Annotated in this window: 24 protein-coding genes; 22 read left to right on the top strand and 2 right to left on the bottom strand. The window is 70.6% G+C overall.

The features are described from left to right. Nucleotides 1-9 precede the first annotated feature (9 nt). The 3 genes from P3X83_RS10900 (at nucleotide 10) to P3X83_RS10910 (ending at nucleotide 1,980) form a co-directional block, all read left to right on the top strand. The gene (locus tag P3X83_RS10900; RefSeq protein ID WP_277304817.1) at nucleotides 10-456 is read left to right on the top strand and encodes an Rrf2 family transcriptional regulator; all 447 of its coding nucleotides are present in this window, start codon (nucleotides 10-12) and stop codon (nucleotides 454-456) included. Nucleotides 457-544: 88 nt separating this feature from the next. After that, nucleotides 545-1,720 (top strand): globin domain-containing protein, encoded by a 1,176-nt coding sequence (locus tag P3X83_RS10905; RefSeq protein WP_277304818.1) that lies wholly within the window; start codon nucleotides 545-547, stop codon nucleotides 1,718-1,720. Between the two features lie 92 nt (nucleotides 1,721-1,812). Continuing rightward, nucleotides 1,813-1,980, top strand: a complete 168-nt coding sequence (locus tag P3X83_RS10910) for a hypothetical protein (protein ID WP_277304819.1) — start codon at nucleotides 1,813-1,815, stop codon at nucleotides 1,978-1,980. Nucleotides 1,981-2,065: 85 nt separating this feature from the next. Here P3X83_RS10910 and P3X83_RS10915 read toward each other — a convergent pair whose 3' ends face one another. Together P3X83_RS10915 and P3X83_RS10920 are read right to left on the bottom strand one after the other, a co-directional pair. Continuing rightward, the gene (locus P3X83_RS10915; protein WP_277304820.1) at nucleotides 2,066-2,779 is read right to left on the bottom strand and encodes a hypothetical protein; all 714 of its coding nucleotides are present in this window, start codon (nucleotides 2,777-2,779) and stop codon (nucleotides 2,066-2,068) included. A gap of 41 nt (nucleotides 2,780-2,820) precedes the next feature. Further along, a complete protein-coding gene (locus P3X83_RS10920) occupies nucleotides 2,821-3,180 on the bottom strand; it encodes a transposase (RefSeq protein WP_277304821.1) in 360 nt (119 codons plus the stop codon). A 429-nt stretch (nucleotides 3,181-3,609) separates the two neighbouring features. Here P3X83_RS10920 and P3X83_RS10925 point away from each other — a divergent pair, with 429 nt between their 5' ends. The 19 genes from P3X83_RS10925 to P3X83_RS11015 all read left to right on the top strand — a co-directional run bounded on the left by P3X83_RS10925 (nucleotide 3,610) and on the right by P3X83_RS11015 (nucleotide 25,712). After that, a complete protein-coding gene (locus tag P3X83_RS10925; RefSeq protein WP_277304822.1) occupies nucleotides 3,610-5,067 on the top strand; it encodes a phage tail sheath subtilisin-like domain-containing protein in 1,458 nt (485 codons plus the stop codon). Nucleotides 5,068-5,082: 15 nt separating this feature from the next. Beyond that, nucleotides 5,083-5,610, top strand: coding sequence for a phage tail protein (locus P3X83_RS10930; RefSeq protein WP_277304823.1), 528 nt, complete (start codon nucleotides 5,083-5,085; stop codon nucleotides 5,608-5,610). A gap of 6 nt (nucleotides 5,611-5,616) precedes the next feature. Then, the gene (locus P3X83_RS10935; protein WP_277304824.1) at nucleotides 5,617-6,309 is read left to right on the top strand and encodes a hypothetical protein; all 693 of its coding nucleotides are present in this window, start codon (nucleotides 5,617-5,619) and stop codon (nucleotides 6,307-6,309) included. A gap of 397 nt (nucleotides 6,310-6,706) precedes the next feature. After that, nucleotides 6,707-6,979: a hypothetical protein gene (locus P3X83_RS10940; protein WP_277304825.1), complete on the top strand. Its 273-nt coding sequence runs from the start codon at nucleotides 6,707-6,709 to the stop codon at nucleotides 6,977-6,979. A gap of 22 nt (nucleotides 6,980-7,001) precedes the next feature. Beyond that, nucleotides 7,002-8,282 (top strand): DUF4255 domain-containing protein, encoded by a 1,281-nt coding sequence (locus tag P3X83_RS10945; protein ID WP_277304826.1) that lies wholly within the window; start codon nucleotides 7,002-7,004, stop codon nucleotides 8,280-8,282. Further along, on the top strand, nucleotides 8,279-10,105 hold the full coding sequence (locus P3X83_RS10950) for an ATP-binding protein (RefSeq protein ID WP_277304827.1): 1,827 nt from the start codon (nucleotides 8,279-8,281) through the stop codon (nucleotides 10,103-10,105). The genes P3X83_RS10945 and P3X83_RS10950 overlap by 4 nt, the downstream gene beginning before the upstream one ends. After that, a complete protein-coding gene (locus tag P3X83_RS10955; RefSeq protein WP_277304828.1) occupies nucleotides 10,105-10,356 on the top strand; it encodes a hypothetical protein in 252 nt (83 codons plus the stop codon). The genes P3X83_RS10950 and P3X83_RS10955 overlap by 1 nt, the downstream gene beginning before the upstream one ends. Beyond that, the gene (locus P3X83_RS10960) at nucleotides 10,353-11,978 is read left to right on the top strand and encodes a DUF4157 domain-containing protein (RefSeq protein ID WP_277304829.1); all 1,626 of its coding nucleotides are present in this window, start codon (nucleotides 10,353-10,355) and stop codon (nucleotides 11,976-11,978) included. The genes P3X83_RS10955 and P3X83_RS10960 overlap by 4 nt, the downstream gene beginning before the upstream one ends. Continuing rightward, nucleotides 11,975-12,634, top strand: a complete 660-nt coding sequence (locus P3X83_RS10965; protein ID WP_277304830.1) for a hypothetical protein — start codon at nucleotides 11,975-11,977, stop codon at nucleotides 12,632-12,634. Before P3X83_RS10960 ends, P3X83_RS10965 begins: the two co-directional genes overlap by 4 nt. Beyond that, nucleotides 12,631-12,996 carry a hypothetical protein gene (locus P3X83_RS10970; RefSeq protein WP_277304831.1) on the top strand — a complete coding sequence of 122 codons (366 nt, stop codon included), beginning with the start codon at nucleotides 12,631-12,633 and terminating at the stop codon, nucleotides 12,994-12,996. Before P3X83_RS10965 ends, P3X83_RS10970 begins: the two co-directional genes overlap by 4 nt. Next, nucleotides 12,989-14,119, top strand: coding sequence for a hypothetical protein (locus tag P3X83_RS10975; protein ID WP_277304832.1), 1,131 nt, complete (start codon nucleotides 12,989-12,991; stop codon nucleotides 14,117-14,119). The genes P3X83_RS10970 and P3X83_RS10975 overlap by 8 nt, the downstream gene beginning before the upstream one ends. After that, on the top strand, nucleotides 14,116-14,661 hold the full coding sequence (locus P3X83_RS10980; protein WP_277304833.1) for a phage baseplate assembly protein V: 546 nt from the start codon (nucleotides 14,116-14,118) through the stop codon (nucleotides 14,659-14,661). Before P3X83_RS10975 ends, P3X83_RS10980 begins: the two co-directional genes overlap by 4 nt. A 1-nt stretch (nucleotide 14,662) precedes the next feature. Beyond that, nucleotides 14,663-14,977, top strand: coding sequence for a hypothetical protein (locus P3X83_RS10985; protein ID WP_277304834.1), 315 nt, complete (start codon nucleotides 14,663-14,665; stop codon nucleotides 14,975-14,977). Further along, nucleotides 14,974-15,339 carry a GPW/gp25 family protein gene (locus P3X83_RS10990; RefSeq protein WP_277304835.1) on the top strand — a complete coding sequence of 122 codons (366 nt, stop codon included), beginning with the start codon at nucleotides 14,974-14,976 and terminating at the stop codon, nucleotides 15,337-15,339. Before P3X83_RS10985 ends, P3X83_RS10990 begins: the two co-directional genes overlap by 4 nt. Continuing rightward, nucleotides 15,336-17,936 carry a baseplate J/gp47 family protein gene (locus P3X83_RS10995; RefSeq protein ID WP_277304836.1) on the top strand — a complete coding sequence of 867 codons (2,601 nt, stop codon included), beginning with the start codon at nucleotides 15,336-15,338 and terminating at the stop codon, nucleotides 17,934-17,936. The genes P3X83_RS10990 and P3X83_RS10995 overlap by 4 nt, the downstream gene beginning before the upstream one ends. An 83-nt stretch (nucleotides 17,937-18,019) precedes the next feature. Beyond that, nucleotides 18,020-20,380, top strand: a complete 2,361-nt coding sequence (locus P3X83_RS11000) for a putative baseplate assembly protein (protein ID WP_277304837.1) — start codon at nucleotides 18,020-18,022, stop codon at nucleotides 20,378-20,380. Further along, entirely contained in the window at nucleotides 20,377-22,272 is a 1,896-nt protein-coding gene (locus tag P3X83_RS11005; RefSeq protein WP_277304838.1) for a hypothetical protein, read from the top strand. The genes P3X83_RS11000 and P3X83_RS11005 overlap by 4 nt, the downstream gene beginning before the upstream one ends. 8 nt (nucleotides 22,273-22,280) lie before the next feature. Further along, nucleotides 22,281-25,373, top strand: a complete 3,093-nt coding sequence (locus P3X83_RS11010) for a DUF6519 domain-containing protein (RefSeq protein ID WP_277304839.1) — start codon at nucleotides 22,281-22,283, stop codon at nucleotides 25,371-25,373. Between the two features lie 18 nt (nucleotides 25,374-25,391). Beyond that, nucleotides 25,392-25,712 (top strand): hypothetical protein, encoded by a 321-nt coding sequence (locus P3X83_RS11015; RefSeq protein ID WP_277304840.1) that lies wholly within the window; start codon nucleotides 25,392-25,394, stop codon nucleotides 25,710-25,712. The last annotated feature ends 173 nt before the right edge of the window (nucleotides 25,713-25,885 follow it).

Consider the following 25,885-nt stretch of genomic DNA (forward strand, 5'->3'; position numbering starts at 1 on the left):
CGTGGTGACATGCGGCTGACCGCCTTCACCGACATCTCGCTGCGCATCGTGATGCGGCTGGCCGTGGCGCGGTCGGACGAACTGCTGACCACCCGCGCCGTGGCGGGCATGCTGGCGACGCCGTACACGCACACCGCCAAGGCGGTGGCCAAGCTGAGCGAGCTGGGCGTGGTGGAGGCCAGGCGGGGCCGGGGCGGCGGGCTGCAGCTCAGCGCGAAGGGGCGGGGTTCCACGGTCGGCGCGATCGTCCGCGCCCTGGAGCAGACCGCCGACGTGGTGGGGTGCGACGACGCCCCGCCGTGCCCGCTGCGCGCGGCCTGCCGGTTGCGGACGGCGCTGCGCCGGGCACAGGAGTCGTTCTACGCCTCGCTCGACGAGGTCAGCGTGGCGTCGCTGGTGGACGCGCCGACCGGGCCGGTCCTGCTGTCGCTGGCGCCACCGGCGCACTCTTCCTGAGGGGCACCCCCGGATCATGGGGCGGCTTTCGCGGCCTTTAATATGCATCTCAGATGCAAATTAAAGCTGGTCGATCTGGGAGGTACCAATGCTGTCCGCTCAGAGCGCGGTGATCGTCCGCGCCACGCTGCCCGTCGTCGGCGCGAACCTCGACACCATCACAGAGACGTTCTACGCCTCGATGTTCGCCGACCGTCCCGAACTGCTCGACGGCCTGTTCAACCGGGGCAACCAGCGCAACGGCGACCAGCGCCGGGCACTGGCCGGAGCGGTCGCCGCGTTCGCGGGCGCGCTGGTCGCCCGCCCCGATGTGCGCCCGGACGCGCTGCTGAGCCGCATCGCGCACAAGCATGTCGCCGTGGGGGTGACCGACGACCAGTACGTGATCGTGCACAAGTACCTGTTCGGCGCCATCGCCGAGGTGCTCGGCGACGCGATCACCCCCGAGATCGCCGCGGCCTGGGACGAGGTCTACTGGCTGATGGCCGGCACGCTGATCGCGATGGAGGCCCGCCTGTACGCCGAGGCCGGGGCGCGTGACGGCGCGACCTGGCGGCGGTGGCAGGTGGTCGAGCGGCGCGAGGAGACCGAGGAGGTCGTGTCGCTCGTGCTGCGGCCCCGCGGCGACGAGCCCGTGCCCCCCGCGCGCCCCGGCCAGTACGTCAGCGTGCGGGTGCGGATGCCGGACGGCGTGCACCAGTTGCGCCAGTACACCCTGTCCTGGGACGGCGCCGACGGCCTGCGCCGGATCACCGTCAAGCGGGCCGACGAGGGCGAGGTGTCCGGCCTGCTGCACGCCACCGTCGCCGAGGGCGACGAGCTGACGCTGTCCGCCCCGTTCGGCGATGTGGCGCTCGGCGAGGGGGACGCTCCCATCGTGCTCGCCTCGGCGGGCATCGGCTGCACCCCCATCACCGCGATGCTGCACCACCTGGCGCGCACCAAGGACACCCGCCGGGTGCTCCTGCTGCACGCCGACCGCTCCAGGGCCGCCCACGCGCTGCGCGGCGACATGGAACGACTGGCCGATGCCCTCCCCGCCGGAAAGCGCATCTTCTGGTACGAGAAGGACGGCGAGGGCCAGGGCCGCGACGGCAGGATGGACCTGGAAGGAGTGGACGTGCCCAAGGGCGCGGTCGTCTACCTGTGCGGCCCCCTTGAGTTCATGCGCTCGGCCCGCGCCCAGCTCATCCGCGCGGGAGTGCGTCCCAAGGACGTCCACTACGAGGTCTTCGGCCCCGACTTGCTGCTCGGAGTCGCCTGACGGCGAAGCCGACCCGAAACGGGTGAGGCGTTCCCGGCCGGATTCGGGGCAGGGTCAATGGTGATCGCTCGTAACCGTTAGGAGAGGACGCCATGGATATCGCGGCCATCACCTGCGCGGAGTGCATCGAGGGCATCCCGCACGACCCCGACGTCCACAACGAGCCCACCCCCGCGCCCGCCGTGCGGATCCCCGCCATGCGCCGCCCACCCGCCGCCGACCACCACCCGGCCTCACGCCCGGCCGACCAGCTCACGTAGGTCACGGGCCGCCGGAAGCAGGCGTGCCTCCTCCGGCAACGCCGAGATGATCCTCGTGCCGACGAGACGGCGGGCCGTGCTCATCTCACCCGTCCGCAGGAGGGTGACCGCGTCGCCGAGTCCTTCGCCGACATCGCGGCGCCGGACCCGGTCGAGGCATTGGATGAGGCGCAGCAGTGAGACGGTGCCGGGGGTGTCGTCGGGGGTAGAGGCCGAGCGCGTCGCTGAACGCGTCCTCGGTGCCGCTGTCGCCGATCATGGTGAGCAGATGGGCCTCGTGCCAGCGCACCCAGGCTTCGCCGAGGCCCGACTCCGGCTGGCCGTGGTCGGCGGCCGGTGGAAGGCGCTCGAAGGTGTGGCGGAACTCGCGCAGCGCGGCGCGCGCGTCGGCGGGACCGCCGCCTTCGTGGCCGTCGGCCGCCAGGCGGGCCCGGGTCGCGTGGGCGCGCATGAGCCCGTAGCTCGGGGTGTTCCCGGCGAGTTCGATGGCCTCGTCGGCCAGCTCCTTGACCAGGGCGGGCGCCGACCCGGCCCACCAGAGGTCGTCGGCCTCCTTCGCGCGGGAGTAGACCGCGAGAAGCCGGTCGCCGGAGGCGTCGGCGGCGCGGCGTGCGGCCCGCCAGACCTCGCGCGCCGTTCGCGGGTCGCCGGAGTCGTGCAGGTCGGTGGCGAGAAGGCCGGACAGTCGCGACCCGACCCGGAGGAGGCCGGCTTGGACGAGTGGCGGGTTTCCCTGTTTGAGCAGGCGGCCGATCGTTGCGATGTCGGCCGTCAGGTCAAGGATCAGCGCGCTGGACATGCGCCGAGACGGCGAGGTCGCGCACGCCGATTCCGGCGCGTTCACGGTGGCGGCGCAGGGCGCGGCCGAACTGGAGGCACCATCCGCGCAGGCCAAGATGATCTGCGCACGCTCAGCCAGCCGACGCGCACGTGGCGCACGGCTGCGCATTTTTTCAGGAAGGCGTTCTCTTGCTCGAGTTCGGCGATCCGCCGTTCCATTTCGCGGACCCGTGCCCGCTCCGCGGCGTCTCGGGCCTGTTCGGTGTTCCCGGACCGGCGGCGCTTCTCTTTGCCTACCCAGTTCCGTATGGTCTCGCGGGAAACTTCAAAATCCTTCGCCGCCTGCCCAATCGTCAACTGCTTGTCGAGAACAGCTTTGACGACCTCATCCAGAGACGCACAGAACGCTCCCTCAAACACCTTGGCGCGACATTGGCGACGAATATTGACATTACGAACATACCTCCCATTGAAAAGGTAGATGAGGCATGTCCCGGTTCCGTAATCCTGAAGATCTTTGTTCGGGTTTTGTCGCCGTGGGAGGAGTTTCCGACCGAGTTCGGGGCGGCCATGTCGGTAACGTCATTGTCGAGGTGCTCACGTCGGGCACCACCACGATGGCATTCACTCGCACGGAAGCACTCATCCCGCCTCGGATGACATATGGCCGACCGGGGGTATGCCGGCGAATCGGATCAAGCGGAGGTCGTGATGCCGGTCCCACTGTCCTATCCCGGCGTTTATGTTGAGGAGATTCCGAGCGGTGTCCGGTCCATCACCGGCGTCGCCACCTCGATCACTGCGTTCGTTGGCCGGGCCCGGCGCGGACCGACCGATGAGGATGGTCCGGTGACGGTCAACGGGTGGGCCGATTTTGAGCGGATCTTCGGCGGGCTCTGGGAGCACAGCCCGATGTCGTATGCGGTGCGTGACTTCTTCCTCAACGGGGGCGCACAGGCGATCGTGGTCCGGTTGTTCAGGCCCAAGGGCTCCGACCGCACGGCTGCCCAGCTGGGGCTCCCCCTGGAGACGGGGAAGGGCAACTACCTGCTGACCGCGCGATACCCGGGCACGTGGGGCAATCGGCTGCGGGCACGAGTGGGCTACGACACCAGGGACAGCGGGCCCAATTCGTTCAACCTCTTGGTCCGTGACGGCGGGACGGGAGTCGTCGAGGAGTTCCGTAACGTCTCGGTGGACCTCGACAACTCCCGCCGCGTGGACCGGGTGCTGGAGAACGAGTCCAGTCTCGTCGAAGGGACGTCTCTGGCCGGCGGGGCGAAGCGGCCCAAGGCGCATGACGCGCCCGACGCGGCGAAACCGCTGTGGGGGGACAACTCGACCAACACCAAGGTGGAAACGGCCGGCGAGGTCCCGCACGACGGCGAGGTGCTCACGGCCGCCGAGTACACGGCCGCGGACAAGCGGGGCATCCGGACGCTGGAGCGAGCCGACCTGTTCAACCTGTTGTGCCTTCCGCCGTACAAGCTGGACCCGGACGGCGGTGTGACCGGGGCGGTGGACACGAGCGTCATCACCGCCGCCGCCGCGTACTGCGAGCAACGACGGGCCGTCCTCATCGTCGATCCGAGGTGGAAGGCCAAGGCCGACGTCCTCACCGCTGCAGGCGACTTCGCGACCAGCGCCGGCACCCGGAGCAAGAACGCCGTGCTGTTCTTCCCGCGGATCAGGCAGGTCAACCCGTTGCGGGACAACCAGATCGAGCCGTTCGCGCCCTGCGGAGCGGTCGCCGGGGTGATCGCGCGCACCGACGCGCAGCGCGGCGTATGGAAGGCGCCGGCTGGCCTGGAGGCCGGGCTCGCCGGCATTTCCGGCCTGGAGGTACCGCTCACCGACGCCGAGAACGGCGAGCTCAACCCGCTGGGCGTCAACTGCCTGCGCATCCTGCCCGCCGCCGGCCCGGTGGTGTGGGGGGCCCGCACCATGGAGGGCGCCGATCGGCTGGCCTCCGAGTGGAAGTATCTCCCGGTACGGCGAACGGCGCTGTTCCTCGAAGAGAGCCTCTACCGGGGTCTCCACTGGGTGGTCTTCGAGCCCAATGACGAGCCGCTGTGGGCGCAGATCAGGCTCAACGTCGGCGCGTTCCTGCACGACCTGTTCCGGCAGGGCGCGTTCCAGGGGGTAACCCCCCGGGAGGCGTACTTCGTCAAGTGCGACAAGGAGACCACGACCCAGAGCGACGTCAACAACGGCGTGGTCAACATCGTCGTCGGGTTCGCGCCCCTCAAGCCGGCCGAGTTCGTCGTGATCAAAGTGCAGCAGCTCGCCGGCCAGATCGCCGTATAGAGGGGTGACAGGAAGATGGCGCAGTTCATGGTGAACCCGCAGCGCTTCGATCCGTACAAGAACTTCAAGTTCCGGGTCCGCTGGGACGGCCGTTACGTGGCCGGGGTCAGCAAGGTCGGTGCCCTCAAGCGCACCACCGAGGTGGTCGAGCATCGCGAGGGTGGCGACCCGTCGGCGGCTCGGAAGTCGCCCGGCCGTACCAAGTACGAGCCGATCACTTTGGAACGTGGCGTCACCCACGACACCGAGTTCGAGAAGTGGGCGGGCCGGGTGTGGAACTACGGCTCCGGCCTCGGCATGGAGACGTCCCTGAAGAACTTCCGCAAGGACATCACGATCGAGGTGTACAACGAGGCCGGGCAGCTGGCGTTGGCCTACAAAATCTACCGGGCGTGGGTCTCCGCGTACCAGGCGCTCCCCGAGCTCGACGCCAACGCCAACGCGGTCGCGATCCAGACCCTCACCCTCGAACACGAGGGCTGGGAGCGCGACTACGAGGTGGTCGAGCCGTCCGAGCCTAGTTTCACCGAGCCCTCCGTCTGATCCGCCATGGTCGTCCTCGCCCCCACCGCACTGCTCGCGGCCTGGGAACGTATGCGGGATCTGCCGCCGGTACAGCGGCCGGCCGAGTTGCTGCGTGCCTTCGGCATGCCGCGGCAGGACTCGGTGGGACGGCGGGACGCGGCGCTGCTCGAAGGTTTCGCCGAGAACTTCGGGCCGCTGCTGGAGGGCCTCGCCCGCTGTCCGGGCTGCGGCACGGAGGTCGAGCTGAGCGTGCCGGTCGCGGAACTGACCGCGGGCATGCCGCCGGCGCGGGCCGTCGAACCCGTGGACGTCGGCGGTCGCACCCTGCGCTGGCGGCTCCCCGACGACGACGACCTGGCCGCCGCGGCGCGGACCGGCTCCGCCGAACGGGGCGCGCTCGTGCTGCTGTCGCGGTGCGTCTCCGGCGACGCGCGGACTCTCGACGCGACCGAGCGGGCCGCGCTCGCGGCGCTCGTGGCCGCCGCCGACCCGTTCGCCGACATCACGTTCGCGCTCACCTGCCCCTGCTGCGCGCAGGTCTGGGAGGCGGCGCTCGACCCGGCCGAGTTCGCCTGGGCGCGGCTCGTGGCGCGAGCGCGCCGCCTGCTGGGCGAGGTGGACGAACTGGCGCGCGCGTACGGCTGGTCCGAGCGGCAGATTCTCGCGCTGCCGCAGGCACGGCGCGACTCCTACCTGGAACTGGTGCGCCATGGCTGACGTGTTCACCCGGCTCGTACGCCGGGCGCTCGGCGAGGCGGCAGGGTGCCATGCGAAGCCGCCCGCCCGATTCGAACCCACCGCGACCTTCATGGACGCCGCCGCCGACCCCGCCGGCCACCTTGGTGCCGGCTACGCGGTCGCCGCGGGTGCGCCCGACGACGTCTCCGGGAACTCCGGCGGAGGCAGGACGCACGGTGTGGCGGGCCCACAGGCTCCGCCGTCGCCATCGGCGGCGCACTCATCGCTGACGCCCACCCCGCGCCCGTCTTCTCCGGCGTCGACCCGCCGACCGGAGGCCGGTGGCGTGCCGACGATTCCAGCGAGGCGTCTCCGTGCCGCGGACGAGCGCGTGCGCGCGCCCGCGCCACCGCAAGGCGTGCGTCCCCCGGCTCGGGTGGAGCCGCGAAGCGACCGTCCCGACGATCCACATCGGGTACGCCCGATTCCGCCTGCGCCGTACATCGCCCTCCCGCCCCGGGGGATCCCGGCCCCGGGCGCGCCGACCGTACCGGCGGAGCCCGCGGTCCACATCGGCATCGGGCGCATCGAAGTGCGCGCGGTGCCGGCCCCGGCCGTGCCCGCGCCCGCCCCGGAGCCGCAGGCACCGGCGGCATCCGGTGTGAGCCTCGCCGACTACCTGCGCGGCGACGACGGCGGGCCACGATGAGCGGCGGCAGGGAGGCGGTCGCATGAGTACGGGACTGGCGCTCGGCGCGGTCAGCGCGGTGCTGCGCAACGTGCTGGACAACGGCCTCATCGATGCGGGTTCGGCGCTCCAGGGCTCGGTCAGGGTGTCGGTCAAGGCACCTGACCTGATCAAGCTCGACGACCCCCAGGCCGCGCCGCAGCTCAACCTCTTCCTGCATCGGGTGAGCCCCAACCCCGCCTGGCGGAACATGGACCTGCCGTCGCGTGACACGCGTGGGGACCGGATCACCAACCCGCCGCTGGCGCTGAACCTGCACTACCTGCTGACCGCGTACGGGCGCGAGGACCTGCACGCGGAGATCCTGCTCGGGTACGGCATGCAACTCCTGCACGAGCGGCCCTTCCTGGACCGGGCCGCCATCCGCAAAGCGCTCTCGTTGGTACCGCTGAACCCGAACATGCTGCCGGAGGCGTTCCGGGATCCGCCGAACGCCGGCCTCGCCGAGCAGTTCGAGACTCTCAAGATCACTCCGGAGCCGCTGGATGTGGACGGGATGTCCAAGCTGTGGTCCGCGGTACAGACCCACTACCGGCCCAGCGCCGCGTACGAGGTGAGCGTGGTGCTCATCGAGGCGGTCCAGCCGGCCGCCGATCCGCTGCCCGTGCTGACCCGCGGCCTCACCGTCACACCGTCACCGGGCCTGCCGTACCCGGCGATCGAATCCGTCGTCGCACCCGACGGCACCAGCACCGCCGAGCTCGGGGAGACCGTGACCGTGCACGGCCACCGGCTGGCTGGCACCGGCGTGACCGTCAGGCTCGCTCACCGCCTGCTCCCGGTCCCGCACGAGATCGCCATCGGGTCCAGCTCAGACCCCGGCCGCCTGTCGTTCACGTTGCCGGCGGGAGAACCCTCGGGGCAGGTCTGGCCGGCCGGTGTCTGGCGTCTCACGGTCACGTTGACACCCGTCGGCGGTGCTTCACCCCGCACGACCAACACCGCCGCGCTCATGCTCGCGCCCGACCCCGACACCGGGGCCGCGACGGTCACGCGCGACCCGGCGAGTGGCCGGCTGAAGATCACCTTCGGTGTCACGCCGCGGATCCGTCCCGAGCAGCCGGTCACCGTGGCCTTGAACTCAGTCGAGGCGACGGTCAGCCCGCGTGACACGCCGGCCGGGCAGGTGGAAGCGGAATTCGCCACCATCCCGGCCGGTGACGCCTGGCTGCGCCTGAGGGTGGACGGTGTGCGGAGCCGGCTGATCGACGACAGCGGACCCGTTCCGGTCTTCCGCACCGACCGGAAGGTGACCGTTCCATGATCGCGTCGGAGCGGGAGATGCGGGCGGACCGCGACCAGCGGCTGCTCAAAGCGGAGCTGGAGCGCCTGCACGCTCGCGTCACCGCGGGTGCCGGCCCCGCCCCGGACCGCGACGATGACGAGCCGGGGGACACCCGGCTGGCGCGGTTCCAGGCGGTTTTCCGGCTCTCGACATTCGAGCGCGAGCTGCTGATCTGGTGTGCCGGCAGCGAGCTGGACAGCCGGTTCTCACCGCCCACCTTCGGCCATGCGCTGTCGGCGCTGGACGGAGGCCACTGGGACGCGCTCGCCCCCGACGCTCCGCTGCGCCACTGGCGGCTGATCGAGCTCGCACCGGGGCCGGGGCTCATCGACCGCCCGCTGCGGATCGACGAACGTATCCTCCACCACCTCATCGGTGTGACCAGCGTCGACCCCCGGCTCGACGGTGTGCTGCGAATCGGGGCCGACGCGGCCGGTACGGTGACCCCGGCGCAGGCCGGGGTGGCCGCCCACGTCGCCGGCGTGCTGGCCCGCACCGGGCGGGGGCCGATCGTGCTGCTGGACGGAGCGGACGGCGAGACCCGGGAACGCGTGGCCGCGCACGTCGCGTCGGCGTTGGGGCGGATACCGGCGGTGATTTCGGCTGACCGTCTTCCGCTTTCCGGCACGGGGAGCGTGGCACTGGCCCGACTGGCCGAGCGTGAGGTTGCGCTGGTTGGGGCGCTTCCCTTCGTGGCGGTCTGCGAAGCGAGCCAGGGGGCCGAATCGTTCGTTGGGGAGCTCGGGTGCCCGGTGCTGGTCGGCGTGACCCCATCTGCGCCGCAGGCGTTCCGCGGCGCCATCCGGTGTACGGTGCCCAGCCCCGGCGTCGCCGACCAGCGTGAACTGTGGCGGCGACTGCTGGGAGAGGAGGAAGAGGCGGCGCGGGCCGCCGTGTCGTTCCGGTTCGAGGTGGGCGATATCGAAACCGTCGCCCGGGACGTGGCGGGGCATGGACTGCACCACGCCTGCCGACTCCACGCGCGAAGCGCGCTGGGCGGCCTGGCCGAGCGGGTGGAGCCTTGCGCAAGCTGGGACGATCTTGTGCTGCCCGCCCCCGCGGTGGAGACGTTGCGTGACATCGCCCGTCGGATACGCAACCGGGCGCGGGTCCACGAGGACTGGGGCATGGCCGGATCCTCACCACGCGGACTCGGGGTGACTGCGCTTTTCACCGGAGAGTCCGGCACCGGCAAGACCCTGGCCGCCGAAGCCCTCGCGGTGGACCTGGACCTCGACCTGTACCGCATCGACCTGGCCGCCGTGGTGAGCAAGTACATCGGCGAGACCGAGAAGAATCTCAAGCGGATCTTCGACATCGCCGATGCCGGCGGCGCAGTGCTGCTGTTCGACGAGGCCGACGCGCTCTTCGGGCGGCGCGGCGAAGTGCGCGACAGCCACGACCGGTACGCCAATCTGGAGATCTCCTACCTGCTGCAGCGGATGGACGCCTACCGGGGCCTGGCCATCCTGACCACCAACCTGAAGGCCGCGCTGGACCGGGCATTCCTGCGGCGGCTGCAATTCGTGCTGAACTTCCCGTTCCCCGACGCGGCCACCCGGGAACGGATCTGGCGGCTCATGTTCCCGCCGAAGGTGCCGTGCGCGGATCTGGACTGGGCACGGCTGTCCCGGTTGCAACTGCCCGGCGGTCATATCCGCACCATCGCCCTCGGGGCGGCGTTCCTCGCCGCGTCGGAGGACACGCCGGTGACCATGGCGCACGTGCTCGCCGCCGCCCGGCGCGAGTACGCGAAGCTGGAGCGCCCGCTCACCGACGCGGAAACCGGGGGGTGGGTCTGATGCGGGAGATCCACATCCACATCGGCGAGGTCGTGCTGTACGGCATGGCCCAATCCGATCCCGAAGCCCTTCGGGCGGCGCTGGAGGACGAGCTGCGCGCACTCGCCCACGGCCACGACGGGCCTTACCCGAACGGGCACGCCGCCCGCCTCGAAGGACAGCCGGTCACGCTCCCGGCCGACGGCGCCGCCGTCGCGCGATCCGTGTGGCACGGCATCGTCCGCCCGGCCGTACCGGGAGCCGCGTCATGAACGTTCACAGGGAACACCAGGTTCGCCCGCCGGACAGGGAGGCATTGCGGGCCGTGACGGCCGTCGTGGAGTCACCGGGCGAGGCGCTGGACGGCGGCACCCGGGTGGAGATGGAGACCCGGTTCGGCTTCGACTTCAGCCGGGTCCGCGTGCACTCCGGCGAGGCGGCGGTACGGGCGGCTCGCCGGATCGACGCCGCCGCGTTCACTTGTGGGCATCACATCGCGCTGGGTGTCCGGGCCGATCGGCATGTGCTCGCCCATGAGCTGGCCCACGTGGTTCAGCAGGCCGGGGCGGAACCCGGTCCACCGCTGCTGACAGCACCGGGCGACGCGAGCGAGAGGGCCGCCGACGCGGCGGCCGACGCCGTCGTACGCGGACAGGCGGCGCGGGTGCGCCCGGCCGGCGTGCCCGCGGGGACGCTGATGCGCCAGACGCCCAGGCTGGACCGGGGCTACGCGGGCGAGCAGCAGATGGGCTTCGCGGGATACCCGGCAGAAGAGGGCTGGGCGTTCCTGGAGGGCCCGAGCGGTGTGGCTGGACATGGGCCCAGTCACAGAGGTTTCGACGGTGTCGCGGTCCGATTCCCGAAGAACACGGTCGAGATCCACCTGATGGACAACAAGTCGCTGGCACGTGGCGGCAACGTTTCGAGCGCCACGGCGCTGACCAAGAACCTGATCACCAACCTCGACACGTTGATCACCAAGGTCTCCGCCCCCGGCTACAACGCGTTGCCCCCCAACCAGCTCAAACTGGTGCGCGACGCGCTAGGCGCGGCACGCGCCTCGCTGCTGGCCCCGGGCGCGCCGATGCCCGCCACGGTACGTTTGATCGTCACCAACGCCGGAGGCGCGTCAACCGGGGTGACAGAGGGCTTGGCGCGGCGCGGCGTCGTCTTCCGCGACCTCCAGACGATCGCCCCCGTCCCCGTCCCCGGCGCCGGGACATCATCGCTGGCCGCGCACCTGAGCGGGGAACAACGGGCGATCAAACGGATGGTGGTCATCACCAAGGTCGTCAAAGCCGGACTGCTGGTGCTGCAGATCATCGGGGAACTGGACGACGCGCTGTCCATGGTGAACATGGCGCAGAGCAAGCTCGCGGGAGGCGCGTTCATCCTGCACGACGAGGTCAGGCGGGCCAAGAGGCTGCGGGATGAGACGGACACCATGCTGAAGGAGTACAGCGAATACCACCGGAACCTCGGCGTCTGGAAGTGGCAACTGCTCAAGCTGCTCGGCCGCAACGCCGAGCGGATGAGAGCCGCGGCATCCGACGCGTTGCGGACGCTGGGCGAACTGGAGTCGTTCATCGCGGATCTCGACACCCGGATGACCCGTGTGGAGAGGACCCGGCAGGGGGCCCAGGCGCGGAAGCAGGCGGCGGAGGGCCTGCTCGAAAAGGGTGCGCTCGGCCTCGGCGCTCTCGGCGCGACCGCCTTCGGCGCCTACCAGGACCTGGGAGAGATCGACAACGCACTGGGCTCGGCCCATATCGCTCTGACCAGCGCACGGCAGGCGGCGACGGCGGACAGAGACTTCTTCGTCACCTACATCCGTGAGTGCGTGAAGTTGTACTTCGAGGCGCTGGGTGAGGCGGCGGGAGGTGGGGTTCCATGAGTGCGTTTCCGGGTTCGCCGAGGCTGGTCAAGGGTGGGATCGTGCTGGTGGATCCGGTCGGCGGCGCGCTGCGCCGGGTGATCTCGTTGCAGTACAACCCGGAGAGCCTGAGCCGTACGGTCCAGGTGAAGGCGGTCGGCGACGGCGGCGACCGGTCACAGGCGCTGCGGCTCAAGGGCAGCCCGGTTGAGACGATCAGGCTTGAGGCCGTCCTGGACGCCACCGACCGGCTGGAGTATCCCGACCGCAATCAGCACGCCGTGCGGTTCGGTATTCATCCACAGCTCGCGACGCTGGAGGCGATGGCGCATCCGTCCTCGGCCGCGCTGCTGGCCAACGACCGCCTGGCCGCCTCCGGCGCGCTGGAGGTGCTGCCCGTCGAGGCGCCGCTGGCGCTGTTCGTCTGGTCGCGCAGCCGCATCGTCCCGGTACGGCTGACCGAGCTCTCCGTCACGGAGGAGGCGTTCGACCCGGCGCTCAACCCGATCCGGGCCAAGGTGAGCCTCGGCCTGCGTGTCCTGTCTGTGGACGACGTGGGCTTCGAACACCGCGGCGGGGTGCTGTTCATGAACTACCTGCGGGCCAAGGAGTCGCTGGCCGGCAGGGCGGCTCCCGGCGTGCTGTCGGAGCTCGGGCTGGAGGGTTTGCCGTCATGACGGATCCGTTGCAGACACTCATCGCGGCCGGCGCCGTGCCCCCCGGCGGATTCCCGGCCACCAGCCGGTACGCGGCCACGCCGGTCCTGACCTACGACCCGGGGGATGGCCGGCGGCTGGTCGCCTACCTCGCCCGGCGGGTGGTGCCACACCCCGAGCGGCTGTCCACGATGGGCGAGCACACGGTGGTCGAGGGAGACCGGCTGGATCTGCTGGCCGGCCACCACCTGGGAGATCCCGAGCTGTGGTGGCGCATCGCCGACGCCAACGTGGCGGCACATCCCGACGAGCTGACCGCGAGCCCGGGCCGGAGGCTTCGGCTGACCGCGCCCGAGGGATTGCCGGGGGTGCCGGATGCTTAACGGTGACGTCAGGCTGTCGCTGCTGATCGGGCCGGCCGTGCCGATTCCCGTCGGCAGGCAGGTGATCGAGGCCGTCGAGTCGATCAGCGTCGTGGCGGCGGCGGGCGACACGCAGAGCGGATTCGAGATCGTTTTCCGGCTGTCCCGACGCTCCCCGCTGCACACGCTGTTCCTGCTCACTGGTGGCGTGGCCATCCCCGTCATGCGGGTCGTCATCGCCGTGACCATCCGTGGCAGGGCGGAAGTGCTCATGGACGGGGTGATGCTCCACCACGAGGTGCGTGACGGCGCGGGCGAGCCCACCCTCGTCGTCAAGGGCAAGGACCTGTCGGCGGTCATGGACTGGTTCGCCTTCGACGGTTTCCCGTACCCGGCGATGCCTCCGGTGGCGCGGGCGCTGGCTGTACTGGCGAAGTACGCGGCCTTCGGGGTCATCCCGGTCACCATCCCGGGCATCATCGAGGACCTGCCCATCCCGGTGGAGTCGATCCCCCGGCATCAGGGGACCGACTACGGCTATCTGAAGATGCTCGCCCGCGACGCCGGTTACGTGTTCTATCTCGACCCCGGGCCGGTGCCGGGAACCAGCTGCGGCTACTGGGGCCCGGAGATCCGGGTCGGCCCCGCCCAGCCCTCGCTCAACCTCGATCTCGACCCTCCGCGCCGCAACGTCGATTCCCTGTCGTTCTCCTTCGACAAGGAGCGTAAGGAGATGCCGGTGGTGTGGATCCAGGAGCAGTACTCCAAGGCGCCGATCCCGATTCCCATCCCCGACGTCACTCCCCTCAATCCGCCGCTGGGCGCGGTGCCGCCGCTGCCGCCCAAGCTCACGTTTCTCAACGACTCCGCGAAGCACAAACCGCGGGTGGCGCTGGCTCGCGGCATCTCCTACGCGGTCGCCCACTCCGACGTGGTCTTCGGCCAGGGCACGCTGGACGTCGTCAGGTACGGGCGGGTGCTGCGCTCACGCGGCCTGGTCGGCGTGCGCGGGGCCGGTGAGGCGTTCGACGGGCTGTACTACGTCTCCTCGGTGACCCACTCCATCAGGCGCGGAGAGTACAAACAGTCCTTCACCCTGGCCCGCAACGGCCTCCTGTCCACGCTGTCGGAGGTGCCGGTATGAGCCGTCCAATCGAGGACATAAAGAGGTACTACGGAAAGTATCGGGCGACAGTCGTCAATAACGTCGATCCACTGCAAATCGGTCGGATCCAGGTGATCGTGCCGGACGTGTCGTCGGTGGTGCCGACGAGCTGGGCGATGCCGTGCCTGCCGGTCTCGGGCGCCAACACCGGCGTCTTCACCGTGCCGACCATGGGCGCCGGGGTGTGGGTCGAGTTCGAACAGGGCGACCCCGACCATCCCATCTGGGTGGGCGGCTACTGGGGGTCGCCGGCCGAACGCCCTGCGCTGTCGCACACCATCCCGCCAGGCGTGCCGGGCATGACGATGCAGACGACAGCGCTCAACGCGGTGGTCGTCAACGACACTCCAGGCGTGGGCGGGGTGACCGTCTACTGCCGTGGCATCCCCATGATCTCGGTGACCGACACCGGGATCAGTATCACGAACGGCAAGGGCGCGATGATCAGCATGGTCGGCACCGCGGTGAGCATCGTGGGGCAGCCGGTCGACGTCAACGCCGGCGGACTGACGGTGGTGTGAGATGCCCGATCCGATCATCCACCTGGGAGCCGTCGTCACCTGTTCACACGGCGGCCCCGCCACGCCGCTCGCACCCAACCCCCGGGCACTGGTCAGCGGGCAGCCCGTGGTGACCGTCGCCACGCCGTACGCGGTCACGGGCTGCTCGCTGACGCCCAGCGGCGTGTTCTGCGGGAGCGGGCAGTGGGTCACCGGAGCGGCGCGGGTGCTCGTCACGGGCATGCCCGTGGCGGTGCAGACCGGCTCCTCCGTCTGCGTGGCGACGGGATCGCCGTTCCTGCCGATCACCGTGCAGCCCAGGGTGGTGGCGACGTGAACGTGGGGTTCCCGTACGGCTTCGACGCCACCGGCCGTACCGCGACCGCGGACGACGAGACGCACCTGCGCGACCTGATCACGCAGGTGCTCTTCACCGTGCCTGGCGAACGGGTGATGCGCCCCGACTTCGGCTCCGGCCTGCTCGCGCTCACCTTCGAGCCGAACAGCCCGGAGCTCGCCGCGACGACGCAGTTCCTGGTGCAGGGCGCGCTCCAGCGATGGCTGGGCCACCTCATCGCGGTCGAGGCGGTGGAGGTGACCGGATCGGACGGCGTGTTGCGGGTGCTGGTGCGATATGTGGTGCTGCGCACCCAGCAGCGCGTGGTGGACGAGTTCGCGACGCCGGGAGTGTTCGCATGAGATACGTGTGCCGCAACCAGCGCCGTCTGCCCGCCGTGAAGGAAGCGGGGGTGCTCAACGGCATCGAGTACCTCGAAGTGGCCACGGCCGGGCCCGTGCAGCGCACGCTGCTGGCGCGGCTGCTCAAACCGGCCGCGGGCGTCGCGGTCGACCAAGTGAGCATCGACGGCGGGGAACGCATCCCCGTCGTCGGAGTGCAGTGGGTGGCGCCGGCCGACGCGCTGCCTGCGGGCGAGGACCCGGCGCTGGTGGCCGGGCTCGCGGATCTCGATCACGTCCTGGTCGTGCGCACGGATCAGGCGGGCGATTTCTCCTACTACACGCTGCGCATCGACTCATCGGCGTTCGACCCGCTGCTGCGCGAGGTGGACTTCTCGTTCAAGGTGGCCTGCGACACCGGATTCGACTGCAGGGACGAACACGCGTGCGTCCCGCGGACGGCGGCGGTCCCGGACCTCGACTACCTGGCCAAGGATTACGCCAGCCTGCGGCGGATGCTGCTGGACCGGGTGAGCCTGATCTCTCCCCGCTGGCGCGAGCGGACCCCGGCCGACCTCGGCGTGACCCTGCTCGAAATGCTGGCCTACGCGGGCGACCGGCTCTCATACCGTCAGGACGCCATCGCGACCGAGTCCTATCTCGACACGGCGCGCAGCCGGATCTCGCTGCGACGCCACGCCCGGCTGGTCGACTACCGGATTCACGACGGCTCCGCCTCCCGCGTGCTGTTGCGCTGCGAGGTGACCGGCAACGGGGTCGAGGTCCCGGCCGGCACCAGGGTCTACAGCCGCGTGGAGGGCCTGCCGGGGCTGCTGACGCCGGAGCGGCAGAACGTCGCGTTGGCCGCGGGAGCCACCGTCTTCGAGACCACCGACCGTGCGGTGCTGTACCAGAGCCACGCCGTCCTCTGCTTCTACACCTGGGGCGACGACGAGTGCTGCCTGCCCGCCGGTGCGACGGAGGCGACCCTGCGCGGCAACCATCCCAACCTCAGGGCGGGCGACATCCTGATCTTCGCCGAGGTGCTCGGGCCGGCCACCGGCGACCCCGCCGACGCCGACCCGCGCCACCTGTGGCCGGTACGGCTCACGCACGTGGTGCCCGCGCAGGATCCCTCGGGAGGCCGCTTCCTCAACCCGCCGACCGCCGGTGCCGTCGCGGTCACGCGGATCGCCTGGGACGCCGCCGACCGGCCCCCGTTCCCCGTGTGCGTCAGCGCTCCCGCCGCCGGTGGCCGGCCGGTCAGCGTGGCCTGGGGCAACGTCATCGTGGCCGACCACGGGCGCACCATGCCCGACGAACCGCTCGGCACGGTGCCACAGCCGCACCTGTCGTACGCGGGTGTGACGCCACCACGCGCGGTGCCCGCACGATACCGGCCGAGGCTGCGGTTCGGGCCGCTGACCCGTGCGGTGGAGGTGAATCCCCCGGTGCTGGCCACGACCGAGCGGGACGCCGGCGTCATGGCCGACCTGGCCGCCCGCAATCCCAGTAGCCGGGTGCGCGACTGGCTGGCCGGGCACGGCGTGGAGTTCCGGCATGCGCCGCTGGTCGTACGGGGAGCCCATGACGAATGGTCGGTCAGTGACGGCGAGACCGTGGTACGGATCCGGGCGGGATCCGCCGACGAGGTGACCGTGCTGGCGCGGCCGATCCCGGCGGCCCATGTCACCGCAGCGACGCCCCGGCGGGCCTCTCCCCGCATCGAACTGACGGACGGAACCAACACCTGGCACCCTCGATGGGACCTGCTGGCCAGTGACGCGGCGGCGGCCGAGTTCGCCGTGGAGTCCGAACACGACGGCTCGACCTGCCTCCGGCTCAACCGGCCCGTCCCGGGCACGGCCTTCACCGCCCGCTACCGCACCGGCAACGGGGTGTCCGGCAACGTGGGCGCGAACACCCTGGTCCACATGGCCTCCACCGCCGGTGTGGTGACGGTCACCAACCCCATGCCGGCCGCAGGCGGGCACGAGCCGGAGACCGGCGACGAGATCCGCCGCGACGCACCCGCCGCGTACCTGGTGCAGGAGCGCGCCGTCACCCCGGCGGACTGGGAGGAGGTGGCCACCCGCCACCCGGACGTGCAGCGGGCGACCGCCACGTGGCGCTGGACCGGGAGCTGGCACACGGTCTTCCTCACCGTCGATCGCGTGGGCGGGGCCGACGTGGACGACGTGTTCGAGCGGGAGTTGCGCGCCGGGCTGGAACGCTACCGGCTGGCCGGTTACGACCTGGAGATCAACGGGCCCCGGTACGTGCCGCTGGAGATCGGGTTGCACGTGTGCGTCGCGGAGGGACACCTGCGTACGGCGGTGCGCCGTGAAGTGCTGAACGCGCTGACCGGCCTGTTCCACCCTGACCGGCTGACCTTCGCCCAGCCGGTCTACCTGAGCCCGGTCTACGCCACGGCACAGGCGGTCCCCGGGGTCTCCTCGGTCCACGCGTACCTGTTCCGGCGCCTGCACTCCCCGGGGGGCGGTGGCCTCGCCGCCGGCGTGCTGCGGATGGGCCGGCTGGAGATCGCACGGCTGGACAACAACCCGAACTTCCCCGAACGCGGGAAGCTCACCTTGACCATCGGGGGCGGACGGTGAACCGAGAATGCGAATGCGGCTGCTGCGCGGGTATCACCGGTAGCACGCCGCGGCCGATCGACAACCGGCCCGCGCTGCCACAGGTGCGCTACCGGCCCGGCGGGTACGCCGAGTTCCGCGAGAGCATGCACGCGGCGCTGACCTCCGCGCGCCGACCGGTCCTGGCCGGGCTGTCCACCCGTGACGACGAGGACTTCAGCGTGGCGTTGCTGGACGCGACCGCCTGCGTGGCCGAGGTGCTGACGTTCTACACCGAGCGGCTGGTCAACGAGTCGTACCTGCGCACGGCGCTGCACCGTCCGTCCCTGGCGGAGCTGGGCAAGCTGGTCGGTTACCGGCTTCGTCCGGGCGTGTCCGCCGGAACGCACCTGGCCTTCCACGTCCAGCCGCCCCCGGCGGCCGCGGTGGAGACGGCGACCACGCCGTTCCAGCGGGCGCGCATGCCGGTCGTCGTGACGATTCCGGCCGGGGTGCAGGTCCGCAGCGTGCCGGGGCAGGGCGAGCAGTCGGAGGTTTTTGAGACCGCCGAAGCCCTGCGGGCGCGCCCGGCGTGGAACCTCATGCGACCCGTGACGACGAAGCCCGCCGTGCTCGACACGGGCAGGCAGAGCATGTATGTCAGCGGGACCACCGCCAACCTCAAGCCGGGCGATCTGCTGCTGTTCCACGCGAACCAGCAGTCGTGGGAGGTGCGCCCGGCGCGGACCGTCACCCCGCAGGCCCATCTTGAACGCACGCTGGTCACCTGGCGTGACGCCCTGACCAAGCCAGGCCCGTTGACTCCCTATGTCATGCGCAAGCGGCTGAGCTTCTTCGGCCACAACGCGCCCCGTTGGCAGACGATGTCCAAGGAGTTCAAGACCGACTACGGTTGCCCGACCGGCTGCTCCGACTGGCCCGCGTACCTGAGCTCACCGCTGGCCATGACCTCCGACATGGACGGTTCCCACCCGGACATCGCGACAGGCGGCATGCTCGTCTTCGCCTCCGGCGCCGACATGGCGCTGTTCACCGCAGAAGCGGTCACGGAGCTGTCGCGGTCGGAGTTCGCCGTATCCGGTAAGGCGACCCGGGTCAGGCTGGGCGGCTCCCCGGCCGAATACACCAGGTTCGACCGAGACGTGCGCGGCACCACGGTTCACGCCGTCAGCGAGGCGCTGCCGCTCGCACCAGAGCCCGACCCCTTCCCGGTCGGAGGGGACAGCATCGTCGTCGCGGGCGACGTGCGGAATCTGCCCGAGGGACGCACGCTGCTGATCGTGGCCGGCGACACGGCCGAGACGGTGACGCTGAAGTCGGCGGAGTCCGACGGGGTGGCCACGTTGCTCACCCTGACCGGAAACCTGACCGCGGAGTACGAGCCGGAGGCCGTCCAGATCTTCGGGAACGTCGTGGCCGCCACCCACGGCCAGACCGTTCACCAGATACTGGGCGACGGCGACGCCGCCCGGCCGTTCCAGCGCTTCGAGCTGAAACACGCCCCGCTGACCCACGTGCCGTCGCCCACCCCCACAGGCTCGGCCTCCACGCTGGAGGTGCGCGTCAACGACATGACCTGGCACGAGGTCCCCTCGCTTCACCGCGCCCCCCCGGACGATCACGTGTTCGTCATCCGGGACGGCCCGTCGGGTGCCGTCGAGGTGCGCACCGGCGACGGGTTGCGCGGTGCACGGCCGGCGACCGGGCAGCACAACATACGCGCCGTCTACCGCAAGGGGATCGGCACTGCGGGCAACCTGCCCGCCGGCGCGCTGACCCAGCTCGCATCCCCGCCGCTGGGCGTCACCGGGGTTACCAACCCGGCACCGGCGGCGGGTGGCGCGGACCCCGACTCGGTCGAGCACGCCCGCGAGGGGATCCCGCAGTCGACGCGCACGCTGGGACGCGCCGTGTCGCTTCCGGACTACGCGGACTTCGCCCGTACGTACGCCGGGATCGCCAAGGCGCACGTGGCCGTGCTCCCGCTGCGCAACGTGCGCACGATCGTGGTGACCGTGGCGGGCGAGGGCGGCGCCGCCGTACCGCCGGAGGCGTGCGCGCGGCTGGTCACCGCGCTGCGCGGGCACGGGGATCCGCTTGTGCCGGTCGTCGTCGTGCCGTACCGGCCTGTGCCGTTCCAGTTCCGTATGAAGGTGCACCGGCATCCCGATCACGAGGCCGGGACGGTGCTCACGGCGGCTGCGGCCGCGCTGGCCGGGGCCTTCGGTTTCCGGGTACGGGAGTTCGCCGAGCCGGTGCACGCCTCCGAGGTGATCGCCGCGGCCCACCACGCCCCGGGAGTCGTCGCGGTCGACCTCGACGCGCTCTTCCGGGGTTTGCCCTCCGCCGGCAGGCAGCGCCTGCTCGCCGCCGGGCCTTCGGCGACGGGGGGATCACAGGTGCGGGGGGCGGAGACGCTGCTGCTGACCGCCGATCCCCGGCGGTGGCTCACGGAGATGCCATGACGGACCTGTACGAGCTGCTGCCCCGGGTGCATCGGCTCCGGGACGAACTGGGCGACGGACGGCTACGCCTGCTGCTGGAGGTCATCGGCGAGCAGCTCGGCGTGCTGGAGGAGAGCCTCGACCAGTTCTACGACGACCTGTTCGTGGAGACCGCCGCTGACTGGGCCGTGCCGTACATCGGCGACCTTGTCGGTCACCGCCCGCTGTACGGCGGGCCGCCCACCGTGGGCTCGCCGCGCGCCGAGGTGGCCAACACCATCGCCTACCGCCGCCGCAAGGGTACCGCGGCCATGCTGGAGCAACTGGCCTTCGACGTCACGGGCTGGCGGGCGCGGGCGGTCGAGTTCTTCGAGCGGCTCGCGACCACGCAGCACATGAACCATCCCCGCCCAGACCGGGGCGGCACCCCCGACGTGCGGCGGCGCACGCTGCCCGGCGCCTTCGACGAACGTGCTCACCTGGCCGAGGTCCGGCGCGTCTCGACAGGCGCGGGCCGCTACAACATCCACAACATCGGCCTCTTCCTGTGGCGCCTGGACGCCGTCGAGGTGTTCCGCTCGCCGCTGGTCCCCGACGCGGGCTCGCGGCGCCGCTTCCGCTTCCACCCGCTGGGCATCGACCAGCGGCTGTTCGGCAAGCCGCGGACCGAGGAGGGGATCACCCACCTGGCCGAGCCCTTTGACGTCCCGCTGCCGCTGACCAGGCGGTTCCTTGCGGACCATCGCGACGTCTACTACGGGCACGGCCGCAGCCTGCTGGTGGAGCTGGTAGGCGCGGCGACGCCGTCAAAGGTCCGTGTCTGCGACCTGTCCGACGTGGCCGACGACTGGGCGCACGCGCCGCAGCCCGGTTCGGACGTGCTCGCCGTCGACCCGGTGCTGGGCCGGGTGTACTTCCCCGAGGCGGTGCCCGCAGGCGTGATCCCCGTCGGAACGTTCCATCAAGGGTACGCGATGCGCGTCGGCGGCGGTGGCTATGACCGGGAGGCGTCGACGACCCCCGGCCAGGTCCGGCAGGTGTCCGGCGGGGCCGCGATCCAGCCCCACCTTGACAGTGTGACCTCCGGCGGCACGGTCCACATCGCGGACAGCTGGCTGTACGGGGAGACGCCTGCCTTCGCCACGGCTGCCGGCCGTACCGTGCTGCTGCGGGGTGCGCACCGGCGGCGGCCGCACCTGGCCGCGGCCGGGCCGGTGGCGATCCGGCCCGGTCCCGGCGGCACGGTCGTACTCGACGGCCTGCTGATCAGCGGCGACCGGCTGACGTTCGAGGACGGCGGCGACCTTGAGACGCGCACCCTGGTCCTACGTCACTGCACGCTCGTGCCCGGGCTCACCCGCACCGCCGGCAACGAGCCGACCCATCCGGTCGCCCCGAGCCTCGTCGTCTCGCAGCAGCCGGCACAGGTGATCATCGACCGCTGTGTGCTCGGACCGGTCGAGGTGGCCGACGGGGTGGAGGTGTCCATCCGCGACAGCGTGCTTGACTCCTACCGGGGCGGCTCGCTGACGCTCGCGGAGAGCACGGTGCTGGGCACGGTCACGGCGACGCGAATCGACATCTCCAACTCGATCGTGCTCGGCGCGGTGACGGCGCGGCGGCGCCAGGAGGGCTGCCTGCGGTTCAGCCGCGTGGCCGAAAGCTCGCTCACGCCGTCACGTCACCGTTGCACCACCGTCCCGCCGGCTTTCACCTCCGTCCGTTTCGGTGATCCCGGCTACGCGCAACTCCGCTCGTTTACGCCGGACGAGGTGCGACGCGGGGCTGACAACGAGAGCGAGATGGGTGCCGGCAACCATCTGTTCGCCCCACAGCGCGAGGCGAATCTCCGCCTGCGCCTCGACGAATATCTCCGCTTCGGCCTTGAGGCCGGCATCTTTCACGCGACCTGAGGTGCCACATGAGTGCTGATCTGAGTAGAGTCCGGTTCGACGCGCTGCGCGACTTCAGCAGCGTCGGCAGTCAGCAGGGCCGGGTGTGGCTCGACGCCGACTTCAACGAGCAGGTGGCCATCACCGATCGCCGGTTGCGGGCGCAGGCGGTCGACCTCACCCCGGGCCGGGTTGCGGTGTCCCGCCGGACTCCCGACGGGTTCCGGATCAGCTTGTCCGGCGGGAAGATGTCGATCGGCGCCGGGCGGATGTACGTGGACGGCCTCGTGGCCGAGAACCACGGCGACACGGTGGCCTTCGACCCCGTGCTGGCCGAGCCCAACGGCACGGACGAGGTGGAGTACGGCAAGCAGCCGTACTGGCCCGTACCGGCCGACCTGCCGGACGGCGGCCCGCACCTGGTCTACCTCGACGTGTGGGAGCGGGAACGCACCCACCTCAACACCCCGGACCTGGTGGACAGCGCCATCGGCGTGGACACCACGACGCGCACCCAGATCGTCTGGCAGGTCCGGGTCCTTCCCGATATCGGCTCCGGCGCCACCTGTGGCCAGGCCATCGAGGACTGGGACGAGTTGGTCGCACCCTCGCCGCTCCGGCTCACCACTGCGACCGAAGCGGTCGATCCTGTCACCGATCCGTGCGAGATCCCGCCCGGCACCGGCTACCGCGGGCCGGAGAACCAGTTGTACCGGGTCGAGATGCACTCCCCGACGCAGTTCACCTGGTCGCGTGAGAACGCCACCGTCGGCAGCGCCGTGGCCGAGGTGGTCTCGGCCACCTCGCTGCGCCTGCACTCGCTAGGCCGCGACGACGTGTCCATCAAGGACGGCGACTGGGTCGAGATCACCGACGACGCACGTGAACTCGCCCAGGCTGCGGGCGAGATGCGCCAGGTGACCGTGGACGTGGCCACCTCGACGATCACCTTCTCCCCAGCGCTGCCAGCCGGGCTGACCAGCCTGGACCACCACCTGCGCGTACGCAAGTGGGACTCGCCGTTGATCACCGTTCCCGCCGACGGCTCGCCGGTCTCGCTGGAGCACGGCATCACGATCGCGTTCAGCTCCACGGGCCCCGGCGCGCCGCGCCCCGGCGATCATTGGGTCTTCGCGGCCCGGGCGACCGCCCCCACTTCAGGGCAGTCGCTGGAGAAGCTGGTCGACGCGCCCCCGCGAGGCATCCACCACCACTACGCCCGGCTCGCGTTGATCACCACTCCGGACTCGGCCCTCGACTGCCGTCCCGAGTGGCCGGTCGGCTCCGGCGACGGCTGCCCCTGCGAGATCTGCGTCACGCCGGAGCAGCACAACGACCTCGGGTTCACGATCCAGGACGCGGTGAACATGCTGCAGAAGGCGGGCGGCGGCACCATCACCCTCTGCCCGGGAACGTATTTTCTGGACGATCGTCTCGATCTCAACGGGGTGAGTTCGATCCGGCTGCGCGGCAGCGGAACCAGCAGCCTGCTGGAAGCCTCGGAAACGGCCGTCATCATGCGCAACTGCTTGGACATCGAACTGGCGGATTTCCGCATCGTGTGCAAGGGCCACGAGAACCCGGGCATCGTGCTCACCGACGGCAACGAGGTGATCGTGCTGAAGCGACTGTCGGTCGAGCAGTCCGAGGGCCCGGCGCTCGGACTCGGAGGCGTGCAGACAGACCTCAGCATCGACGCATGCGTCCTGTCCGGTCTTCTCGGGATCACCGCCTGGAACCTGGACGAAGGGGGGGCGGCCGCACTGCTCACCGATGGACTGTCTGTCGCGAACACGCTGTTCCCCTGCCAGGCGCGGGGGATAGACATCGATGTCATGCGGCGGGTGACAGCCGAGCACAGCGGCCGTACCTCGATCCGCGGCAACACCGTGCTCGGGTGCGAGGAGGCGGGCATCGTCATGACCGGGCTTTCACCCCAGGACGTCGTCGGCCTTGACGGTGATCTCGACATCAGTGCCAACAACGTGCAAGTGGAAGGCACGGGCATCATGACCGGTCGGCACGCGAACATCCGCGACAACACGGTCATCAGCCGCGACCGCCAGGAGGGTGCGAACGGCATCGCGGTCCTGGCACTGCCGCCGGACACCGCCGACGGGGTGGTGACGGTGACCGGCAACACCATCACGGGCTTCATGGAGAGCGGCATCGCCGTCACCGCGTCGGCGCGGAGCCTGCTCATACAGCACAACACGATCCGGCGCACCGGCGCGGGCGTCGTGGTGCAGCCCGCGGACGGCGGCGGGGTGGTTTCCGTCCACGACAACCAGATAACCGACCTGCGGTCCTCCTCGAACGGCGGCCGTGACGCGGGCCCGCGGGTGGCGTTCGCGGCACTGGCACGCCCGCGACGGCTTGAGTTCACGGTCGGCGTCCTCGTCATGGGGGCGGATCTGGCCTCGGTCGCGGACAACACGATCGATGGGGTGGGCGCCGAGTCGCAGGATGTCGCCCGGCAACTCACCTGCCTGGGCATCGGCGTGCTGGCCTGTCAGGAGGGGCGGATCTCGGCCAACACGATCTCGCAGGTCGGGACGGCGGACCTGATGGTCAGCAGCTACGGCATCGCCACGGTCGGATGGCGGGACACGATATCCGTGGTGGACAACATCGTTCGCTGCGGGTCCGGTTCGCGACCCGGCACGCAGCCCGGCTGGACCGCGCTCGCCGCGATCATCAGCGACAAGTCGACCTTCGCCGAAATGCGCCTTACCGGATCGTCGGCCGAAGCGTGGCTGCTCGCCGGTGACCACGTGTACCGAATGGGCGGGCTGCTCGGAAATGTGGAGCTCACCGGGAACACGCTGCACGGCGGCGGTGTGGTGAACGCGGTTTCGGTGCTGGTCCCCGGCGAGGTGGTGATGAGCGCCAACCGGTGCACGCAGCCGGACGGGAGCCAGGTGCCGGTGGCCCACCTCAACGCGGACCTGGCCATCGTGCAAGGAAACCGTCTGGTCGGGGGCAGCCCGTCGATGACACTGGACGTCGCGCCGACCGCCGCCTCGGTGCAGGGGAACATCACCACCGGTGGTATCCGGATCCAGGGAGTCACGGTGGAGAACACCGGGAAGCCCTGGGCCCTCCTCAACCCGATCGCTTAGCACGCCCAAGGAGAGACCATGTCCAGGATTGACGATCTGACCCGGGCCCTGCCCCGGCTGGTCACCGAATCGGCGCGCCGCACCCGGCTGGCCACCGCGACACGCGCCGACCTCCGCAAGGCCCTGATCGGGAGGCACATGCGCAGACTGGCCGATGCCGACCCGGAACTCGGCACGCACCTGACGCGCGCCGCCGACGCGCTGGCGCAGCGGAGCAGGGACGCCGAGGCATGGCAGAAAGGGCTCACGGCGGCGACGAATCGTTGGAAGGCGGCACTGACTGAGCTCTCCCAGGCTCATCACGCCCACCCTGCCCGTTCAACTGGCACGAGCAGATGACTCCGGCGGCCAAGCGGTGTTCATGCCCCTCGTTTGGCCTTTTCCAGGGGTGTTTGCGTCCGTTCAGCCAGGTGCCGATCGGTGTGCAGCGGATGACTAGTGCCGCGTCACCGAACCTTGCTAGGTCATTGATCGTTGGTGGGTGAGCACGCCAGCCTTGTCCCGGAGTAGTT

Origin of the sequence: Spongiactinospora sp. TRM90649 (genome assembly GCF_029382225.1) — a bacterium.
In the GTDB taxonomy this organism is placed as follows: domain Bacteria; phylum Actinomycetota; class Actinomycetes; order Streptosporangiales; family Streptosporangiaceae; genus Spongiactinospora.